We start from the raw sequence: 15,052 nt of genomic DNA, 5'->3' as shown, positions 1-15,052 counted from the left end.
TATATTAACAATTCTCTTCTATCTGTCCAGTGATAATGGAATTCGGCGGAATCACAAACTCAAACTGCTGGCCTGCAATACGAAGATAACAAGTCTTAGATTCTGATTGCCGATTTAGTAATACAAAGACTATACTGTCATTTCTATTTTTCCAAGCCGTCAGATCTAACTGATCTGTATACTTTGTGCTTGCAATCCTTATTGCTCCAGGCTTTATAAAGTTTGCGAAATGGCGGTAATATTCCAGACATATGCGCTCCATTAACCGATTATTCTCCATATCAAACATATAAGGAGCCTCGCAGTAGTTCTGCGTGTGATTCGGTCCGCCTTCTCCATCTAGTAATATGTTCCAGTCATAAAAACCAACCATCCAATGATTAAGATTTCCGATCATATCATGGGCGAGGCGAGCGGCGTTCTCCGCTTCAGCATCTTTATCATATTTGCCAAATTCCAGACAGCTTTCGGAAAGTATCAGTTTTTTGTCGGGATGAATCTGATGAACCAGGTCTAATGCCTCAAAGTGATCTCCACTATACCAGTGAAAAGCAAGTCCATCAACCATAGAATCTGTTGTCTCATCAATGATTGCTTCTGCTCTGTCAAAAATGCGCTCTTTGTTATGATCCCAGATGAATATTTCGATATCATCAAGGTCATGCTTTTTCATAGCTGGTACCAGATAATCTCTTAAGAATACTTTCTCTTCTTCTGCTGTATAGACACAGGAATCCCAGTCTTGAACTGCTTTTGGCTCATTTTGTACAGACATCCGCACAACTTCAAATCCTCTGTCTTTGAATTCTATGATATATCGGCACAGATATTCTGCCCAACGTGCACGATATTCGTATTTCAGAGAACCACCTTCTTTTCTTCCATGGTTGGTCTTCATATATGCCGGCGGTGACCATGCAGACAACATGATTTTTAACTTCTTTTCGGCTTTTTTCTCCGCTGCTTCTAATAATGGGATAATGTATTTTTCAGTATCTGCGAAAGAAAATTTTTCAAGTTCCGTATCATCCTTATATGGGTCTGCTTCATACATATGGGTGGAAAAATCACAACTGTCCATATGAATTCTGACTTGATTATATCCCATATATTCCGGTGCAAAATAAGTAGATAACATCTTGTCCTGTTGTTCTCTGGATAAATGAGAAAACACATATCCTGCGGCATCAGTAATTGCACCGCCGAATCCTTCGAATGTTTGATATTTTACATTCGGATAGAGATTCAGTACATGATTTTCCATACCGTCATCCTTTACAGATAAGATGACACTTTTCTGAAAATGTTCTTTTTCTGTTGTCGTATATAATACTGCTTTCATGATAGTTCCTCCAAGATCTTAACATCCCAGTCTTTTAATATAATTTCATCATCCTTCAGATAGATAGTTCCACTTAACAAATCTTTTGCTCTACTGTATGGACAGTGAATGACGCATTCCTCTTCACTATAGTGAAACATATAATGTAAGACATTTCCATACTGGTTTTTTCCACTTCTTACAATGACCGGCCATGTCAGATCATCGATGTCCTTTCTGATTCCTGCCGCATCCACTGCCAGCTGATAAACTTCTTTTAAGATACTTTTCCTTGTGTAACATCCAATATAGAATGCATGTCCTTTTCCGTAAGTATGTCTGGTTATTGCTGTATAATTTCCCCAGTATTTGTGCTCATAATTTGCAATGGATTCTGCATCTTCTAGCTGTAATAACTCAGCAAAATATTCTACTTCTTCACCTTGCAATTTTGTCTTTCCTGGTTCTGTAAACTGCTGATAACTCATTCCAAAGCATTTGCAGAGTCGGTGAGGCTGCGTATCTGGATAGACACTTAAGTGTTCATCACTGACAAAAGAACGGAAGGAACTTACAAGCACTCCTCCATTTTCTACAAATTGCTCTAACTTTTGTAATGTCATTTCAGAAGCACTGTAAAGCGCCGGTGTTATGATTATCTTATATCTACTAATATCCAAAGCATTGACATCCACTACATCACACTCAATATTCATCTCATACAAGCTGTCATACATCCAGCGTACCACATCATTGTAACTCAGGTCCTTGTCAATTGGGAACCACTGAAGTGCAGTCAGAGAATGATTATCAATGACAACAGCGACTTGATTCTGTTTCTTAAGATGTATCAGCTTATCTCCAATATTCTTCCATTCATTGCCAAAGATACAGGCTTCTTCATAAGCAGGGTTCACGGACAGGTCATGGCTTAGCAGCCCCCTCCAATAGGTCTCGTAACCATTGTGGATGGAATGCCAGTTCCAGTACATGATTCCATCGGCACCACTTGCAAGATGACTGTAAGCATGGAGCCTTAGCTGCCCTGGGTATGGAGTCCAATATTTGAATGCTTGTGCCTGACATTCCATAACCAGATAGTTATCATCTTTCAGACTGCGGATAGAATCTCCGCCAAAAGCGATTTCCGCCCCGGTCAGTTCGTCCTGCGTCGGATGGTAGATATCCGTTCCGGCAATTGTCAGACACCGGGCTGCTTCATAATGATTAATGTCCGGCTGAACCCCATAAGAATATCCATCCTGTGCGATATCTGCTCCGAATTTCTTCCACTCAAAGTCAAGATTATGAGTAATAAACTGGTATGGCTTCTTATATTCTCTTACGATATCTGCCTGCCACGCCAGATACTCTGCAGCAAGTTTTCTCCGAAACTTTTCGAACTCTGCATAAAGCCCTGCATTGACACACCCTCTCATGTCCGGAAGATCTTCCCAGTCATGGATAGAATTGCTCCAATATGCAAGATAAAATGCCTGGTTCAGGTTCTCGATTGTCTGAAACTTTTCTTTTAGATAATTACGAAACATAGACTGAACCTGTTCACCTGTATTTCCATAATGTTTCGTCTCATTATCGATCTGAAAGCCAATGACCTGCGGATGATCTGCCGTATGAGCAATCAATTTTCGAATGACTCTTTCAGCATGGGCGCGAAATGTAGGATTCCACAGGTTCATGAGCTGGCGGTGGCCGTAGGCTTCTCTTCCTTTGGCTGTTACCGCCATGACATCATGATCTTTTTTCTCAAGCCATGAGGGAATCGCATAAGTCGGTGTGCCGATGATAATCTCCATACCATATTCTTCTGCCATATTAAGAACCTTATCAATATAAGAAAAATCAAATATTCCATCCGCAGGTTCCAATGTGCTCCATGTAGATTCTGCAATACGAATCACATTCATTCCTGCTTCTTTCATCATCTTAAGATCCGTCTCAATTCTGTCATAAGGCATATATTCTGGATAATATGCCGCACCAAATAATAATTCCTTACTCATAGCAATTTCTCCATACATTTTATTTGTCAGTTCTGTGTCTGCCCTGTGCAAGGTCAGCAACTGCCTGATCATATTTCTTATCTAAGTCAAAGAAGAACATACAAACTATACAAATCACAGATGTGATAACCGGTACCCATGCAAAGGAAATCGTAATTGCGCTGATAGAAGATGCGCTCTGTACAGCTGCTTCAGCATCAAAACCGCCTGCACCTAATATCCATCCAAGGGCAGCAGTTCCAACACCAGAGCCGACCTTCATACAGAAGGAAGATGCTGCATTTCCCATACCAGCAGTACCATATCCATTATACCATTCGCCATAAGTAATTGCATCCTGAAGACATCCAAACATGGTAGCTCCGGCGCATCCAAATCCCATTCCTTTAATAACGGATGATGCACAGATGATTGCGTAGTTTGTTGTGAATGCAGATAATACAAATCCAATGGTCGAGATACACATACCTGCCATAAAAACATTGCGTTTGCTGATTTTTTTCATGACAAATGGTGTGATAAACAGCGTTACGATCTGTGCAATAGACAGCAGATTTGCAACCATAGAATAATAACCTTCATTGTTCATATTGTATTTTGTGAAATAAAAAGCAGAACCAAAGAAGCAGGACATCATAAAATACATAGAGAACAAAGCTACTACCATTAACAACCAATATTTATTCTTTACCAGGCAGGAAAGCCCTTTTACAAAAGATACTTTTTCTTCTTTTTTCTCGGTATTCTGTTCTACGACACGCTCTTTACATACAAAGAATGTGAACATATTTAAGAGAATGAATACAATCATCAGCACAATGATAGTTAAAGTCCATCCCTTTTGAGAATAAGCATCTCCGCCGCCAAATGCAGTCGTCATCTTCATAACAACAGTATTGATAGTCATTGTTCCGGCTGTTGCCAATAAGTTACGAAAGTTTCCAAGAAGTCCTCTTTCGTACTGATTGGTAGTCATCAATCCATGCATAGTCGCATAAGGTACGTTAATACCGGTATAAAATATCGTAGATACAAGATTGTATGTCAAGAACATGTAGGCTATCTGAGCTTTTCCTTCCAGACTTGTCGGTACACTGAACATCAGGACAGTACATACTGCAAGCGGAATACATAGTCTTGCAATCCACGGACGTGCCTTTCCCCATTTGCTGTGAGTATGGTCTACAATGTAACCCATGGCAAGGTCAGAGACACCGTCCAGTAACTTTGAAAATGCGATGATAGAAGCTGCAGCCGCTGCACTCGCTCCCACAACATTGGTGTAATATACTAACAAAAATGCACTGATTGCGGAATATACAAGGTTTCCGGCATAGTCGCCAATACCATAGGCGAATCTTTCAAGAGATGATAATTTTGCATTGGGGTTCATATCTGGTGTTTTCATGATTTTCTCTTCCTCTCTTCTCATTCTTTTTTTCTTATCTATCTAATGGGAACCAACCAAAATCTACACATCTTCCTAAGTCCCAACTGTCCCATCCGATCCATCCATCGCTATTAACAGTATCTGTCAACAACTTGTAACTCCAGTAGAAATAGCCGCTTCCTTTGTTCCATGCATCCAGCTGAGCTTTGGCAACTGCCTGATAAATCTCTTTCTTTTTCTCATCACTCATGGATTCTTCAGAGACACCTTCCATTCCATTAAGGACTGTCTGGCCACCTTTGGTATCTCTTCCTACTGCAAAGGAATTAAACAGACACCATTCTCCACAGATGACGGGGAAATATTGCTGCATCTCTTCGATGTCTTTTGCATAATGTTCTTCAATATATCTGGTATATCCCTCAACGGTTTGTTCACAACCATTCATCTCAGCCATCATCAGATACTGATGTGTATCAAGAACAATGTTCTGATATTTTTCCTCGCGCATGAAATCCTTCCAGGCTTTTAATCGGAATGCATCATGGATGACGATGTATTTATCATCCGCAAGATACGGTTTCATTCTGTCATAAGCATCCAGATAGAACTGCCTTACAAATTCCATGGTATTTGGCTTTGTTCCTTTTGCTTTTTCAGGATCGACCGGTGGATATCGACCAGGAACATCCATTGCTTCCCACATATCTTCCAGAACAGGTTCATTGATTACTTCAATTCCCCATAATCCTTTTCTTGTTCCATAACGTTTAGCAAGGCGTTCCAGTACAGTAAGCTCGAATTCGACCTCATCTGGCTCCTGGGACCATTTACATACTCCGCTGATTCCACCGTTGTCAAATCCATTCTGGCTATCCGGAGCTGTATGTAAGTCAATTAAGATCTGAAGGCCGTATCTTTCTGCCCAGTTAAACGCCTTATCCAGTTCTTCCATACAGCCAATAAATGGCTCTCTGTCACCAAAGATAAAGTACGGAACCGGAATACGGACAGCATCCATTCCCATCGCTTTGATTCTTGTAAAATCACGTTCTGTGATATATTCAGAACGATGAATCTTAATTCTTGCCTCATACACTTCTTTGGAAAGCTGTGTCGGCAGATAATATTCATCTTCTGCAGTTGTGCCTTCGAATAATGAAGGACTCATCCATTTCTCAAGTACCAGCCAGTTACCGAGATTTACACCTTTTACATGCATCTTCTTTGTCTCCCTTTCTTTTGTTTGTCTCATTTTCTGACGATAGTTTAAAATAATGGCCGGGATATTTATATCATATTTCTCATGCTTTTATCACATATCTCACATAATTATGTTATACTTATGAAAATGTGATATTCCTTGTCTACATCTGCAGATATACAAGGCTAATTACGGGAGGTTCCTTATGAACGAACAATATCTGATGCAATATATTTCATACCATCTTCATACATTTGTACGAAAATATTCTAATACAGGAGACTTGGCCAGCAGTTTCTGTGCTCGTATAGAATTTGATGATGCTCCTATAGGAAACGAGATATTCCAGACATTTTTCTCAGTCTGCAAAGACCTGACGAAACCTGTCTATCTAACTGTAAATAATCAGATAACCTATGCCTGCACCACTGTACAAGATGGATACTTTGTTATTGGCCCGGTCCGTTTTACATCCACAGTATATCTGAAACATCATATCACAAACGAACAATGGAATCTTTCATGGATTGCCACAGTGCCTTTCTGTGAATTCAGTGATCTGACAAAAGATATTTTACTTACATATAATCTTTGCCATTCTGACATCATAGATGAAAATGCGCTTCTGATGTCTAACTGCATCAATCTGGATGCAGAAAAAGAAATCAGGAAATATTACTCCGAACTGATATTTGAAAATCGGGAATATGGAAAGACTCACAACCCCTATGATCAAGAAATCCGTGAATTTACAAGCATTGAAAATGGCGATCTTGAACAGTTAAAAAGAAGCCATGAAGAAGATTATCCCGGCGAGATTGGGACACTTGCCAAAGATCCACTCAGACATACGAAAAATCTTGCAATTGTTAACATCACTCTTGCCAGCCGTGCTGCAATCCGAGGGGGGCTTTTATCAGAGATATCTTTTTCTCTGAGCGATTCTTATATTCAGAAGATTGAAGCCTGCGAGGATATTCCGACTATCATTCATTTGTTTCGAACTGCTGAATATCACTATGCTCAGATGGTGCATGATCTGAACAGCGAAAAAGCCGGCACAGCCGAAAAGGATACGAACCCTCATATTAATAAATGCAAAGACTATGTATTTTCCCATCTGCATGGAAAGATTACCGTACAGGAGATTGCGGATGAACTTTGTCTGAATGCCAATTATCTGTCCGAACTTTTTAAAAAATGTGAGCATATTTCTCTGACAAAATTTATCCAAAAAGAAAAAATCAGCCTGGCGAAAAACCTGCTGATTTATTCTCATTACTCTTATATTGAAATTGCTACGTATCTAGGCTATTCTTCCCAGAGCCACCTCGGGAAACAGTTCAAAGAAGAAACTGGATATACTATGCGGAAATACCGAGAAACCTATGGGATGAAAGATTTTATCTGGTAAGATCGATGATCTCTGGAAGCTGCTGTATTGCATCAATCAGATAATCTGCTTCTTCCAGTTCGTTTTCTTTACCAAAGCCATATTTGCAGCCTACAAACAGACTGTCACAGGCTCTTGCACATTCCAAGTCACTATATCTGTCGCCGATCACAATATATGGCCCTGGAAATTGATTCTGCACATTATGTATAATCTCTGTCTTTGGTGCAAAATCATATGATTCACAATCATAAAACGCAGAAAACCATTTTTTCATCGCAAATTCTTTCCAGTGAGACTTACGATATGATATCTTACAGTTACTCAATATCAACATCTGATACCCTGCTTCATACAATTCATTCAGTACTTCTTTTGCTCCAGAATACCAGACTGCTTTGTGTGTCTTAATCTGTTCGACCATGGAACTGCCAACCCGATGGCTTGCTTCATCCTTAACTTCCTGCGGAAGCTGGGGCAGAAAAGAATTCCACATCTCTTTACTGTTCAGTCCAAGCCATCCGGCAATTTGTTCTGATGATATCGGCTGTTCCTCACAATATCTATTTTCCACAAGCCATGCATAAGTCTCTCGAAAGGCAGGTTCATAGATGCGCATGGTATTGTGAATGGCACCATCATAATCGAATACTAAGGTCGGTCTCATCTTACATCTGCTCCATCAGATTGACCATTTCGATTGCAGACAATGCACAGTCATACCCTTTATTGCCAGATTTACTTCCCGCACGGGCAATAGCCTGTTCAATATTTTCCGTTGTGACTACGCCGAACAAAACCGGAACCCCTGTAGCAAGTCCAACCTGAGCTACTCCTTTTGAAACTTCATTGCAGACATAATCATAGTGTGAAGTATCTCCGCGGATAACGGCTCCCACACATATAACAGCATCATATTTGCCGGATGCAGCCATTTTAGATGCAACTACAGGGATCTCAAATGCCCCCGGAACCCATGCAGCCGTAATATTTTCTTCCTCGACACCATGACGGACCAGACCATCTACCGCACCGCCTAGTAATTTATTTACTATAATTTCATTAAATCGGGAAGCAACGATTCCCACTTTCATTCCTTCCTTTGCTACTACTTTTCCTTCTAACACCTGAATCTGTTTCATTTTTTTATCCTCCTGATCATTTTATAAAGTAATTTTGTTAAAAATATGTCCCATCTTTTCTTGTTTTGTCTTCATATATACAAGATCATATTTCTGTGGTGCTATTTCAATTGGCACGCGTTCTTTAATCTCCAGGCCAAAGCCATTCAATCCGTACACTTTTTCTGGGTTATTGGTCAAAAGCCGAAGGGATTTTACTCCCAGATCTGACAGAATCTGTGCTCCGACCCAATACTCTCTCAAGTCTGGCGCAAACCCTAATTTGATGTTTGCCTCTACGGTATCATAACCCTGCTCCTGTAATTCATAGGCTTTCAGTTTGTTGATCAATCCAATTCCACGGCCTTCCTGACGCATATATAATACAATTCCACGGCCTTCTTTTTCTACCTGCTCCATGGCCTTTTGCAGCTGCTCTCCACAGTCACATCTTGCAGAGCCGAAGGTATCGCCTGTCAGACATTCAGAATGAACCCTGCAGAGAACATCTTTCCCGTCACCGATATCCCCTTTTACCAATGCCACATGATGCTCTCCGGTAATATCATTTACATATCCATATATTTTAAAATTTCCATATTTTGTCGGCAGATCTGCACAGGCTTCTTTTACCACGTGTTTCTCATGTATCCGGCAATAATTCTGAAGACTTTTGATAGTAATGAACTTTAAATTATATTGCTTTGCCAACTTCCAAAGATTAGGAGTGCGCATCATGGTTCCATCATCTTCCATTACTTCACAGCAGACACCGCATTCTTTCAGCCCTGCCAGACGCATCAGATCTGTTGTAGCCTCTGTGTGACCGTTTCGTACCAGCACACCTCCGTGTCTGGATACTAATGGAAATACATGTCCCGGCCGGCGCAGATCTTCTGGTCTGGTACGACCGTCCGCACATTTCATCATTGTATAAGAACGTTCTGCAGCCGAAATACCAGTCGTTGTGTCCATATGATCAATAGAAACCGTAAATGCAGTACCATGATTATCGGTATTTTCCGAAACCATCTGCGGCAGACCTAACTTCGCGGCAACCTTTTTGCTCATTGGTGTGCAGATCAGCCCCTTTGCATGACACGCCATAAAATTAATATTCTCCTGTGTTGCAAATTCTGCTGCACAGATCATATCTCCTTCGTTTTCACGATCCGGATCATCCGTAACGAGAATTATCTTTCCTGCCCGAAGATCTTCCAAAGCTTCTTCAATGGTGTTAAATTGATACTCCATATCTTTATTCCTCCTTTACATTCCAGATTTAAAATCCATATTCTTCCAGAAGTTCCATGGTAATTCCCAATGACCTAGTCTCTTCTTCAGTAGAAGAATTCAGTCCTATTAACTTCTGAACATACTTCCCAACAATATCATTCTCAAGATTCACCAGACTTCCGGGTTTCTTCTTCAAAAGCGTGGTCTCCTCACCTGTATGCGGTATAACCGATACCTGGAACTGCTGACCTTTGACACTGGCCACGGTCAGACTGATTCCGTCAATACAAATGGATCCTTTTTCAACAATCAACTGCATGATCTCCGGTGTAGTCTCAATTGATACCCACACTGCATTTTCTTCTTTTCGATAAGAAGTGACCTTTCCTGTTCCATCAATATGCCCAGAAACAATATGCCCGCCGAATCTTCCATCTGCCGCCATTGCTCGTTCCAGATTAACAGCATCTCCAGACTTACATTCTCCCAGACTGCTCCTTCGAATAGTTTCCGCCATCACATCTGCCGTGAAACCATCTTCCGCTATTGAAACAACCGTCAAACAGATTCCATTTACTGCAATACTGTCCCCAATTTTCGTCCCCTCTAGCACTTTTTTTGCCCGGATCATAATCTGTCCGGAGTTACCCTGAAGCTTTATCTGTCTGATGATCCCTGATTCTTCTATAATTCCTGTAAACATCTCTTTTTCACTCCATATTCCAACAAAATATCTTCTTCTATATGGCGGATATTTTCCAGTTTCAGCATGACCGCATCTTCTGGAATGTCCACTCCACAGCCTGCAACCGGAGATTTCGCCAATGCTCCTCCAAATACTTTTGGTGCAAGAAAGACCATAATCTTCTGAACGATACCTGCCCTTAATGCACTGTCATTCAATGTTCCGCCACCTTCCAGCAAGATACTGTCAATTCCAATCTCTCCAAGATATTTAACCAGTTTTTTTATATCCACTTTTCCATCTAATGCCGGAATCTTTACAACTTCCAGCCCCAATTTTATGAGCTGATTTACTTTTGTCTCATCTGCGTCTTCAGTGCAGGCCATTATCGTACGATATTTTCCTGCGCTTTGGCAGATCTGACTGTCTATTGGAATTTGAAGACGGCTGTCACAGATAATCCGGACAGGATTTCTTTTCTGATCTAATCGTACATTCAACATGGGGTCATCAGCAAGAACAGTCCCAATTCCTGCCATAATTCCCATATATCTATGCCGCATTTCGTGGACTGCTTCTCTTGCCTTTGATCCTGTAATCCATTTGGATGCTCCTGTCTTTGTCGCAATCTTTCCATCCGCAGTCATGGCATACTTCATGACAACGTACGGAGTATTTGTCGTAATATAATGAAAAAATACAGGATTCAGGCGGTCACATTCTTCTCTCATAAAATCTTCTTCTACACTCACACCAGCTTTTCGAAGAATTGCGGCTCCTTTTCCGGACACTTTAGGATTGGGGTCTCTTGAACCTATAACAACTCTTGCTATTTTTTGTTCCAGAATTGCTTCTGTACATGGCGGAGTCTTTCCATAATGGCAACAAGGCTCTAATGTTACATATAATGTTGCTCCTTTAGCTGATTCGGTCAGTGAAGCGATTGCATTCCGCTCAGCATGCAATTCGCCGTATCTGGCATGATATCCTTCTCCTATGATTCTGCCATCTTTCACGATTACAGCACCTACTAAGGGATTCGGATTGGTCCATCCAATTCCCTTTTCTGCAAGTTTAATCGCACGTTCCATATAATCGCGGTCTGTCATTTTTCTTCTCCTTCCATCCAGGGCAAGACAAAGAGTTCTAAATGATGTCTGATAAATAAAAAACTCTGAAACGGAAAATCCATTTCAGAGCATTCTACGCAAAATATGATGATCTTTCTGATCATCTACACATCTTCTTTCATCCAGACTATACTGTCGGCCCTGGAATCTCACCAGATCATACCTTTCGGCTCGCGGGCTTTACCGCCGGTAGGGACTTACACCCTGCCCTGAAGATTATCTATTTTTTTATTATCATAGCAATCCTATCTGCATATGTCAAGCAAAGCAGTCAAATTGATCTGCTATCTATATTATTTTGTCTGTTATCTGTAAGAGTAATTCTTTGATTTTCTGGAAATCACCGTAAAATACTGCCCCATTCATTCCAATCTGCCTTGCGCCTTCAATATTTTCCGGTCTGTCATCAATAAAGAAACATTCTTCCGCAATGAGTTGATACTGATTCAGCAAATATTCATAAATACCTCTTTCTGGTTTTATAATATGTATATCACAGGATACCACGATTCCATCAAAATAGGAAAGCGGTGCAAATTCTGGAAAATAATCATAAAAAGATGTACTTGCATTAGACAGAACATATAGATGATATCCATTTTCTTTCACATATTCACAGAATTCTTTTGCACCATTGACAGGTTTCATACACATATGCCATCTCGTTGCACAATTCTTGAGTGCAGGATGAAGGCGCTCTGGAATCTGATCCTTGACACGCTCATATATATCCTCATCAGTCAACAGTCCCCGGTCGGCATCTATCCATTCCTGCCCATTGAATAATATTTTTTTAATCAAAGCTTTGTCGTCTTCATTATCCAGAAAATAATTCAGGCAGACATCTGGATTATAATCAAGAAGTACATTGCCCATATCGAAAACAATATTTTTTATCATTATAAATCACACCTACTCTATAATCGCCTTTAATACATTTTCAGGCGCACGAAAAATTGTACATTCATCAAGTGGTATTGCACCCATTGAGCGATAGAAATCCATACTTGATTGATTCCAGTTCAGACAACACCATTCCATTCTTCCACAATCACGCTCCAGAGCTGTTCTTGCCATATACTTTATCATCTGTTTTCCATAACCCTTTCCCCGGTATTCTGGATCAACATACAAATCGTCAATATAGATTCCGCCTTTTCCAAGGTAAGCAGGAAATGTCTGATAAAAGAAAACAAATCCAATTTCCTTTCCGTCAATCTGTGCAAATATTACTTCTGCTCTTTGCTTATCGAACATCCACTCTTCCAGAAACTCTTCTGTAGCGTAGACTGACTCCGGTATTTTTTCATATTCCGCAAGTTTTTTAATAAACCGAAGAATTAATGCAGCATCCTCGCGAACTGCATACCGAAAAGTAACTTTCTGTTGTTCACTCATTTAAAACCTCCATTACTTATGATATGGTTCTCCATTGATAATTCGGTAACTTCGATATATCTGCTCCAGCAAAATGACTCTCATCAACTGATGTGGAAATGTCATCTTAGAAAAACTAAGTGCATAATCTGACCTGGAAAGTACTTCTCTCCCAAGTCCAATAGAGCCTCCAATAATAAAGATGATATGGCTGACACCCTGAATTCCTAATTTGTCAATCTTTTCTGCAAGTTCTTCAGAGGCGAGCTGTTTTCCACCAATCTCAAGAGTAATTATATAGGCATCTTCTTTGATATACTTCTGGATTCTCTCAGCTTCTTTGGAACGAATTGCGTCTTCTACACTCTCACTTGCATGATCCGGCGTCTTCTCATCGGTAACTTCTATAATATCCAGTTTACAATATCGACTTAGACGTTTGCTGTATTCTGCAATAGCATCTTTCAGGTATTTTTCTTTTATTTTCCCTACAGTTATTAATGTAATCTTCATAAATATAGTTATCCCTTCTTTGCCCGGCGCAAAGTGTTAAGTCTTTCCTTTTCTTCTTTACTGACACGGAATGATTCCCGGATTTTTTGAATAGATTTCTGATGAGTAATATCATCTAGCTGATTTCCGGCAAGTAAATCCCAGGTAAGTTCAGGAAATTTAACGTAACAAACGGACACCGCCCATGCAACTGCCATTTTAACATAATAGGCCTCATGCTTTACATCACCCAATATTCTGAGTACTCTTTCGATGTAATTTTCGGTTACAAAATAGTCTAAAAGAGATACAATGGCAAAGCGAAGTTCATATTCTTGTGTACTGTCTAGGTATTTCATTAAATACTCAAACCATAAATCCATGTCTTTTTTCATAAATTTATAGGTCATACAGCTGCTGTCACACACTGCCCAACTGTCGATTACTGGGACAAAATCGTCTAACAGCTTTTTTCTCTCATCCAGGCTACATTTCATATATCCAATAATCATTCCATGAAGCAATAGTTCTTCATGATAGACTTTACCTTGCTTTTCTTGCTCCTTTACGGCATTTACGTATTCCAGACCATTTTCTCTAGCAATACTTTTCGCAAACTCTCGAAGTCTTGGAACACGTACTCCAAGCATGGTCGAATTATCTCCTGGCACAAGAGAACGATTAAATTCGAGATATTTTTCGTCTGTCACATCTATTAATTGTTTTCGAATTTTTTCAAAAATATTTTCCATACTTTCACCGTATATTTTTTCTTATGCATATAGCTTTTCTTTTATTTGAATCTGAAATAAAATATTAAACTTTAGAGATAAATAAAACACCTAATGTACCCGGACCACAATGGCTGGATATGACTCCGCCTGCCCTTGTAACTAAAATTTCACTAAAAATATTCAAGCTGTCCAAATGCTGATAAATCTCTCGAATAATATCTTGATCACAGCCTGAATGCGTAATAAATACTCGATCTTTTTTAGCCTGTTTCAGCTCATTTTCCATATCCTTAACATAATCCATCAGAACTTTCTTCATTTTGCCGCGATACTTTTTGGCTGGATTCATTGCACCATCTTCCACAACAATTTTAGGATGCAGTTTTAATGCGCCGCCAGCCATTGCTGCGAGTCCGCTGCATCGCCCTCCTCTGTAAAGATATGTTAATGTATCAACCACAAAACTTGCGCGTACAAAAGGCTTTAACTCCTCAATTTTTTTAACAATATCCTGAGCATTTTTCCCATTTTGCGCCATAGTTGCTGCTTCAATTACCAATAATCCAATACCAGTAGAAAGATTGGCAGAATCAATCACTGTAACCAGCTTCTCTGCTTCTAGTTCTTCTGCAGCAATACGCATCACATTTGCTGATGTAGACATACTTTCAGATATCGCAAAACAAATGATTTCTCTTCCTTCTGCCACATATGGTCTCAGCAAATCCATAGCCCTGTCAAGAGCTGGAGCTGAAGTCTTAGGAGTAGTCTTGTTTTTGTCCGACCATTGATAAATCTCATCTGGGAATATATCCTGTCCGTCTTCATACTCCTGTTCTCCTAACAAAATATGCAAAGGCAGTATGGATACATCGTATCTTTGTAGTAATTCCTGCGACAAATCACAGGTACTGTCTGAGACAATCTTCACCATCTCAATCGCAT

At 40.0% G+C, this 15,052-nt stretch carries 15 protein-coding genes and 1 riboswitch; of the genes, 1 reads left to right on the top strand and 14 read right to left on the bottom strand.

The features are described 5' to 3' along the window. Positions 1–4 precede the first annotated feature (4 nt). From ACQRBH_RS06620 to ACQRBH_RS06605, 4 genes are read right to left on the bottom strand one after another with little or no spacing between them, the layout of a single operon-like run. A complete protein-coding gene (locus tag ACQRBH_RS06620) occupies positions 5–1,342 on the bottom strand; it encodes a glycoside hydrolase family 30 protein (RefSeq protein WP_427761232.1) in 1,338 nt (445 codons plus the stop codon). Then, entirely contained in the window at positions 1,339–3,345 is a 2,007-nt protein-coding gene (locus ACQRBH_RS06615) for a beta-galactosidase (RefSeq protein ID WP_427761231.1), read from the bottom strand. The genes ACQRBH_RS06620 and ACQRBH_RS06615 overlap by 4 nt, the downstream gene beginning before the upstream one ends. Before the next feature lie 19 nt (positions 3,346–3,364). Beyond that, the gene (locus ACQRBH_RS06610; RefSeq protein WP_427761230.1) at positions 3,365–4,753 is read right to left on the bottom strand and encodes an MFS transporter; all 1,389 of its coding nucleotides are present in this window, start codon (positions 4,751–4,753) and stop codon (positions 3,365–3,367) included. 34 nt (positions 4,754–4,787) lie between these two features. Then, the gene (locus tag ACQRBH_RS06605; RefSeq protein WP_427741994.1) at positions 4,788–5,957 is read right to left on the bottom strand and encodes a glycoside hydrolase family 5 protein; all 1,170 of its coding nucleotides are present in this window, start codon (positions 5,955–5,957) and stop codon (positions 4,788–4,790) included. 187 nt (positions 5,958–6,144) lie between these two features. On the opposite strand from ACQRBH_RS06605, the gene ACQRBH_RS06600 reads away from it, so the two are divergent. Then, the gene (locus ACQRBH_RS06600) at positions 6,145–7,353 is read left to right on the top strand and encodes a helix-turn-helix domain-containing protein (RefSeq protein ID WP_427761229.1); all 1,209 of its coding nucleotides are present in this window, start codon (positions 6,145–6,147) and stop codon (positions 7,351–7,353) included. Here the strand turns inward: ACQRBH_RS06600 and ACQRBH_RS06595 are convergent. From ACQRBH_RS06595 to ACQRBH_RS06550, 10 genes are all read right to left on the bottom strand, one after another. After that, entirely contained in the window at positions 7,343–7,999 is a 657-nt protein-coding gene (locus ACQRBH_RS06595) for an HAD family hydrolase (protein WP_427761228.1), read from the bottom strand. The two genes, ACQRBH_RS06600 and ACQRBH_RS06595, sit on opposite strands and share 11 nt — an antisense overlap. Position 8,000: 1 nt before the next feature. Beyond that, positions 8,001–8,474: a 6,7-dimethyl-8-ribityllumazine synthase gene (gene ribH, locus ACQRBH_RS06590; RefSeq protein WP_427741990.1), complete on the bottom strand. Its 474-nt coding sequence runs from the start codon at positions 8,472–8,474 to the stop codon at positions 8,001–8,003. A 21-nt stretch (positions 8,475–8,495) separates the two neighbouring features. Continuing rightward, on the bottom strand, positions 8,496–9,707 hold the full coding sequence (locus ACQRBH_RS06585; protein ID WP_427741988.1) for a bifunctional 3,4-dihydroxy-2-butanone-4-phosphate synthase/GTP cyclohydrolase II: 1,212 nt from the start codon (positions 9,705–9,707) through the stop codon (positions 8,496–8,498). Between the two features lie 28 nt (positions 9,708–9,735). Continuing rightward, positions 9,736–10,392 carry a riboflavin synthase gene (gene ribE, locus ACQRBH_RS06580; protein ID WP_427761227.1) on the bottom strand — a complete coding sequence of 219 codons (657 nt, stop codon included), beginning with the start codon at positions 10,390–10,392 and terminating at the stop codon, positions 9,736–9,738. Continuing rightward, positions 10,374–11,483, bottom strand: a complete 1,110-nt coding sequence (gene ribD / locus ACQRBH_RS06575; protein WP_427761226.1) for a bifunctional diaminohydroxyphosphoribosylaminopyrimidine deaminase/5-amino-6-(5-phosphoribosylamino)uracil reductase RibD — start codon at positions 11,481–11,483, stop codon at positions 10,374–10,376. The genes ribE and ribD overlap by 19 nt, the downstream gene beginning before the upstream one ends. 127 nt (positions 11,484–11,610) lie before the next feature. Next, a riboswitch (FMN riboswitch) is annotated at positions 11,611–11,725 on the bottom strand. Positions 11,726–11,792: 67 nt separating this feature from the next. Then, on the bottom strand, positions 11,793–12,404 hold the full coding sequence (locus ACQRBH_RS06570) for an HAD family hydrolase (protein WP_427761225.1): 612 nt from the start codon (positions 12,402–12,404) through the stop codon (positions 11,793–11,795). A 12-nt stretch (positions 12,405–12,416) separates the two neighbouring features. Then, complete coding sequence (locus tag ACQRBH_RS06565) at positions 12,417–12,902, bottom strand: GNAT family N-acetyltransferase (protein WP_235234081.1); 486 nt, start codon at positions 12,900–12,902, stop codon at positions 12,417–12,419. A gap of 12 nt (positions 12,903–12,914) precedes the next feature. Next, positions 12,915–13,394 carry a 23S rRNA (pseudouridine(1915)-N(3))-methyltransferase RlmH gene (rlmH, locus tag ACQRBH_RS06560; protein WP_427761224.1) on the bottom strand — a complete coding sequence of 160 codons (480 nt, stop codon included), beginning with the start codon at positions 13,392–13,394 and terminating at the stop codon, positions 12,915–12,917. A gap of 8 nt (positions 13,395–13,402) precedes the next feature. Continuing rightward, positions 13,403–14,125 carry a DNA alkylation repair protein gene (locus ACQRBH_RS06555; protein ID WP_235234076.1) on the bottom strand — a complete coding sequence of 241 codons (723 nt, stop codon included), beginning with the start codon at positions 14,123–14,125 and terminating at the stop codon, positions 13,403–13,405. Positions 14,126–14,189: 64 nt separating this feature from the next. Beyond that, entirely contained in the window at positions 14,190–15,041 is an 852-nt protein-coding gene (locus ACQRBH_RS06550) for a DegV family protein (RefSeq protein WP_347375813.1), read from the bottom strand. Positions 15,042–15,052: the final 11 nt, after the last annotated feature.

This window comes from Bariatricus sp. SGI.161, from assembly GCF_050313695.1.
Lineage (GTDB): Bacteria > Bacillota > Clostridia > Lachnospirales > Lachnospiraceae > JAFBIX01.
The sequence above is the reverse complement of the archived record's forward strand: the minus strand, read 5'-3'. Positions and strand labels throughout refer to the sequence as shown.

Coding starts and splice junctions, on each gene's coding strand:
- ACQRBH_RS06620 (WP_427761232.1), bottom strand. CDS start 1,342: ATGAAAGCAGTATTATATACGACAACAGAAAAAGAACATTTTCAGAAA.
- ACQRBH_RS06615 (WP_427761231.1), bottom strand. CDS start 3,345: ATGAGTAAGGAATTATTATTTGGTGCGGCATATTATCCAGAATATATG.
- ACQRBH_RS06610 (WP_427761230.1), bottom strand. CDS start 4,753: ATGAAAACACCAGATATGAACCCCAATGCAAAATTATCATCTCTTGAA.
- ACQRBH_RS06605 (WP_427741994.1), bottom strand. CDS start 5,957: ATGCATGTAAAAGGTGTAAATCTCGGTAACTGGCTGGTACTTGAGAAA.
- ACQRBH_RS06600 (WP_427761229.1), top strand. CDS start 6,145: ATGAACGAACAATATCTGATGCAATATATTTCATACCATCTTCATACA.
- ACQRBH_RS06595 (WP_427761228.1), bottom strand. CDS start 7,999: ATGAGACCGACCTTAGTATTCGATTATGATGGTGCCATTCACAATACC.
- ribH (WP_427741990.1), bottom strand. CDS start 8,474: ATGAAACAGATTCAGGTGTTAGAAGGAAAAGTAGTAGCAAAGGAAGGA.
- ACQRBH_RS06585 (WP_427741988.1), bottom strand. CDS start 9,707: ATGGAGTATCAATTTAACACCATTGAAGAAGCTTTGGAAGATCTTCGG.
- ribE (WP_427761227.1), bottom strand. CDS start 10,392: ATGTTTACAGGAATTATAGAAGAATCAGGGATCATCAGACAGATAAAG.
- ribD (WP_427761226.1), bottom strand. CDS start 11,483: ATGACAGACCGCGATTATATGGAACGTGCGATTAAACTTGCAGAAAAG.
- ACQRBH_RS06570 (WP_427761225.1), bottom strand. CDS start 12,404: ATGATAAAAAATATTGTTTTCGATATGGGCAATGTACTTCTTGATTAT.
- ACQRBH_RS06565 (WP_235234081.1), bottom strand. CDS start 12,902: ATGAGTGAACAACAGAAAGTTACTTTTCGGTATGCAGTTCGCGAGGAT.
- rlmH (WP_427761224.1), bottom strand. CDS start 13,394: ATGAAGATTACATTAATAACTGTAGGGAAAATAAAAGAAAAATACCTG.
- ACQRBH_RS06555 (WP_235234076.1), bottom strand. CDS start 14,125: ATGGAAAATATTTTTGAAAAAATTCGAAAACAATTAATAGATGTGACA.
- ACQRBH_RS06550 (WP_347375813.1), bottom strand. CDS start 15,041: ATGGTGAAGATTGTCTCAGACAGTACCTGTGATTTGTCGCAGGAATTA.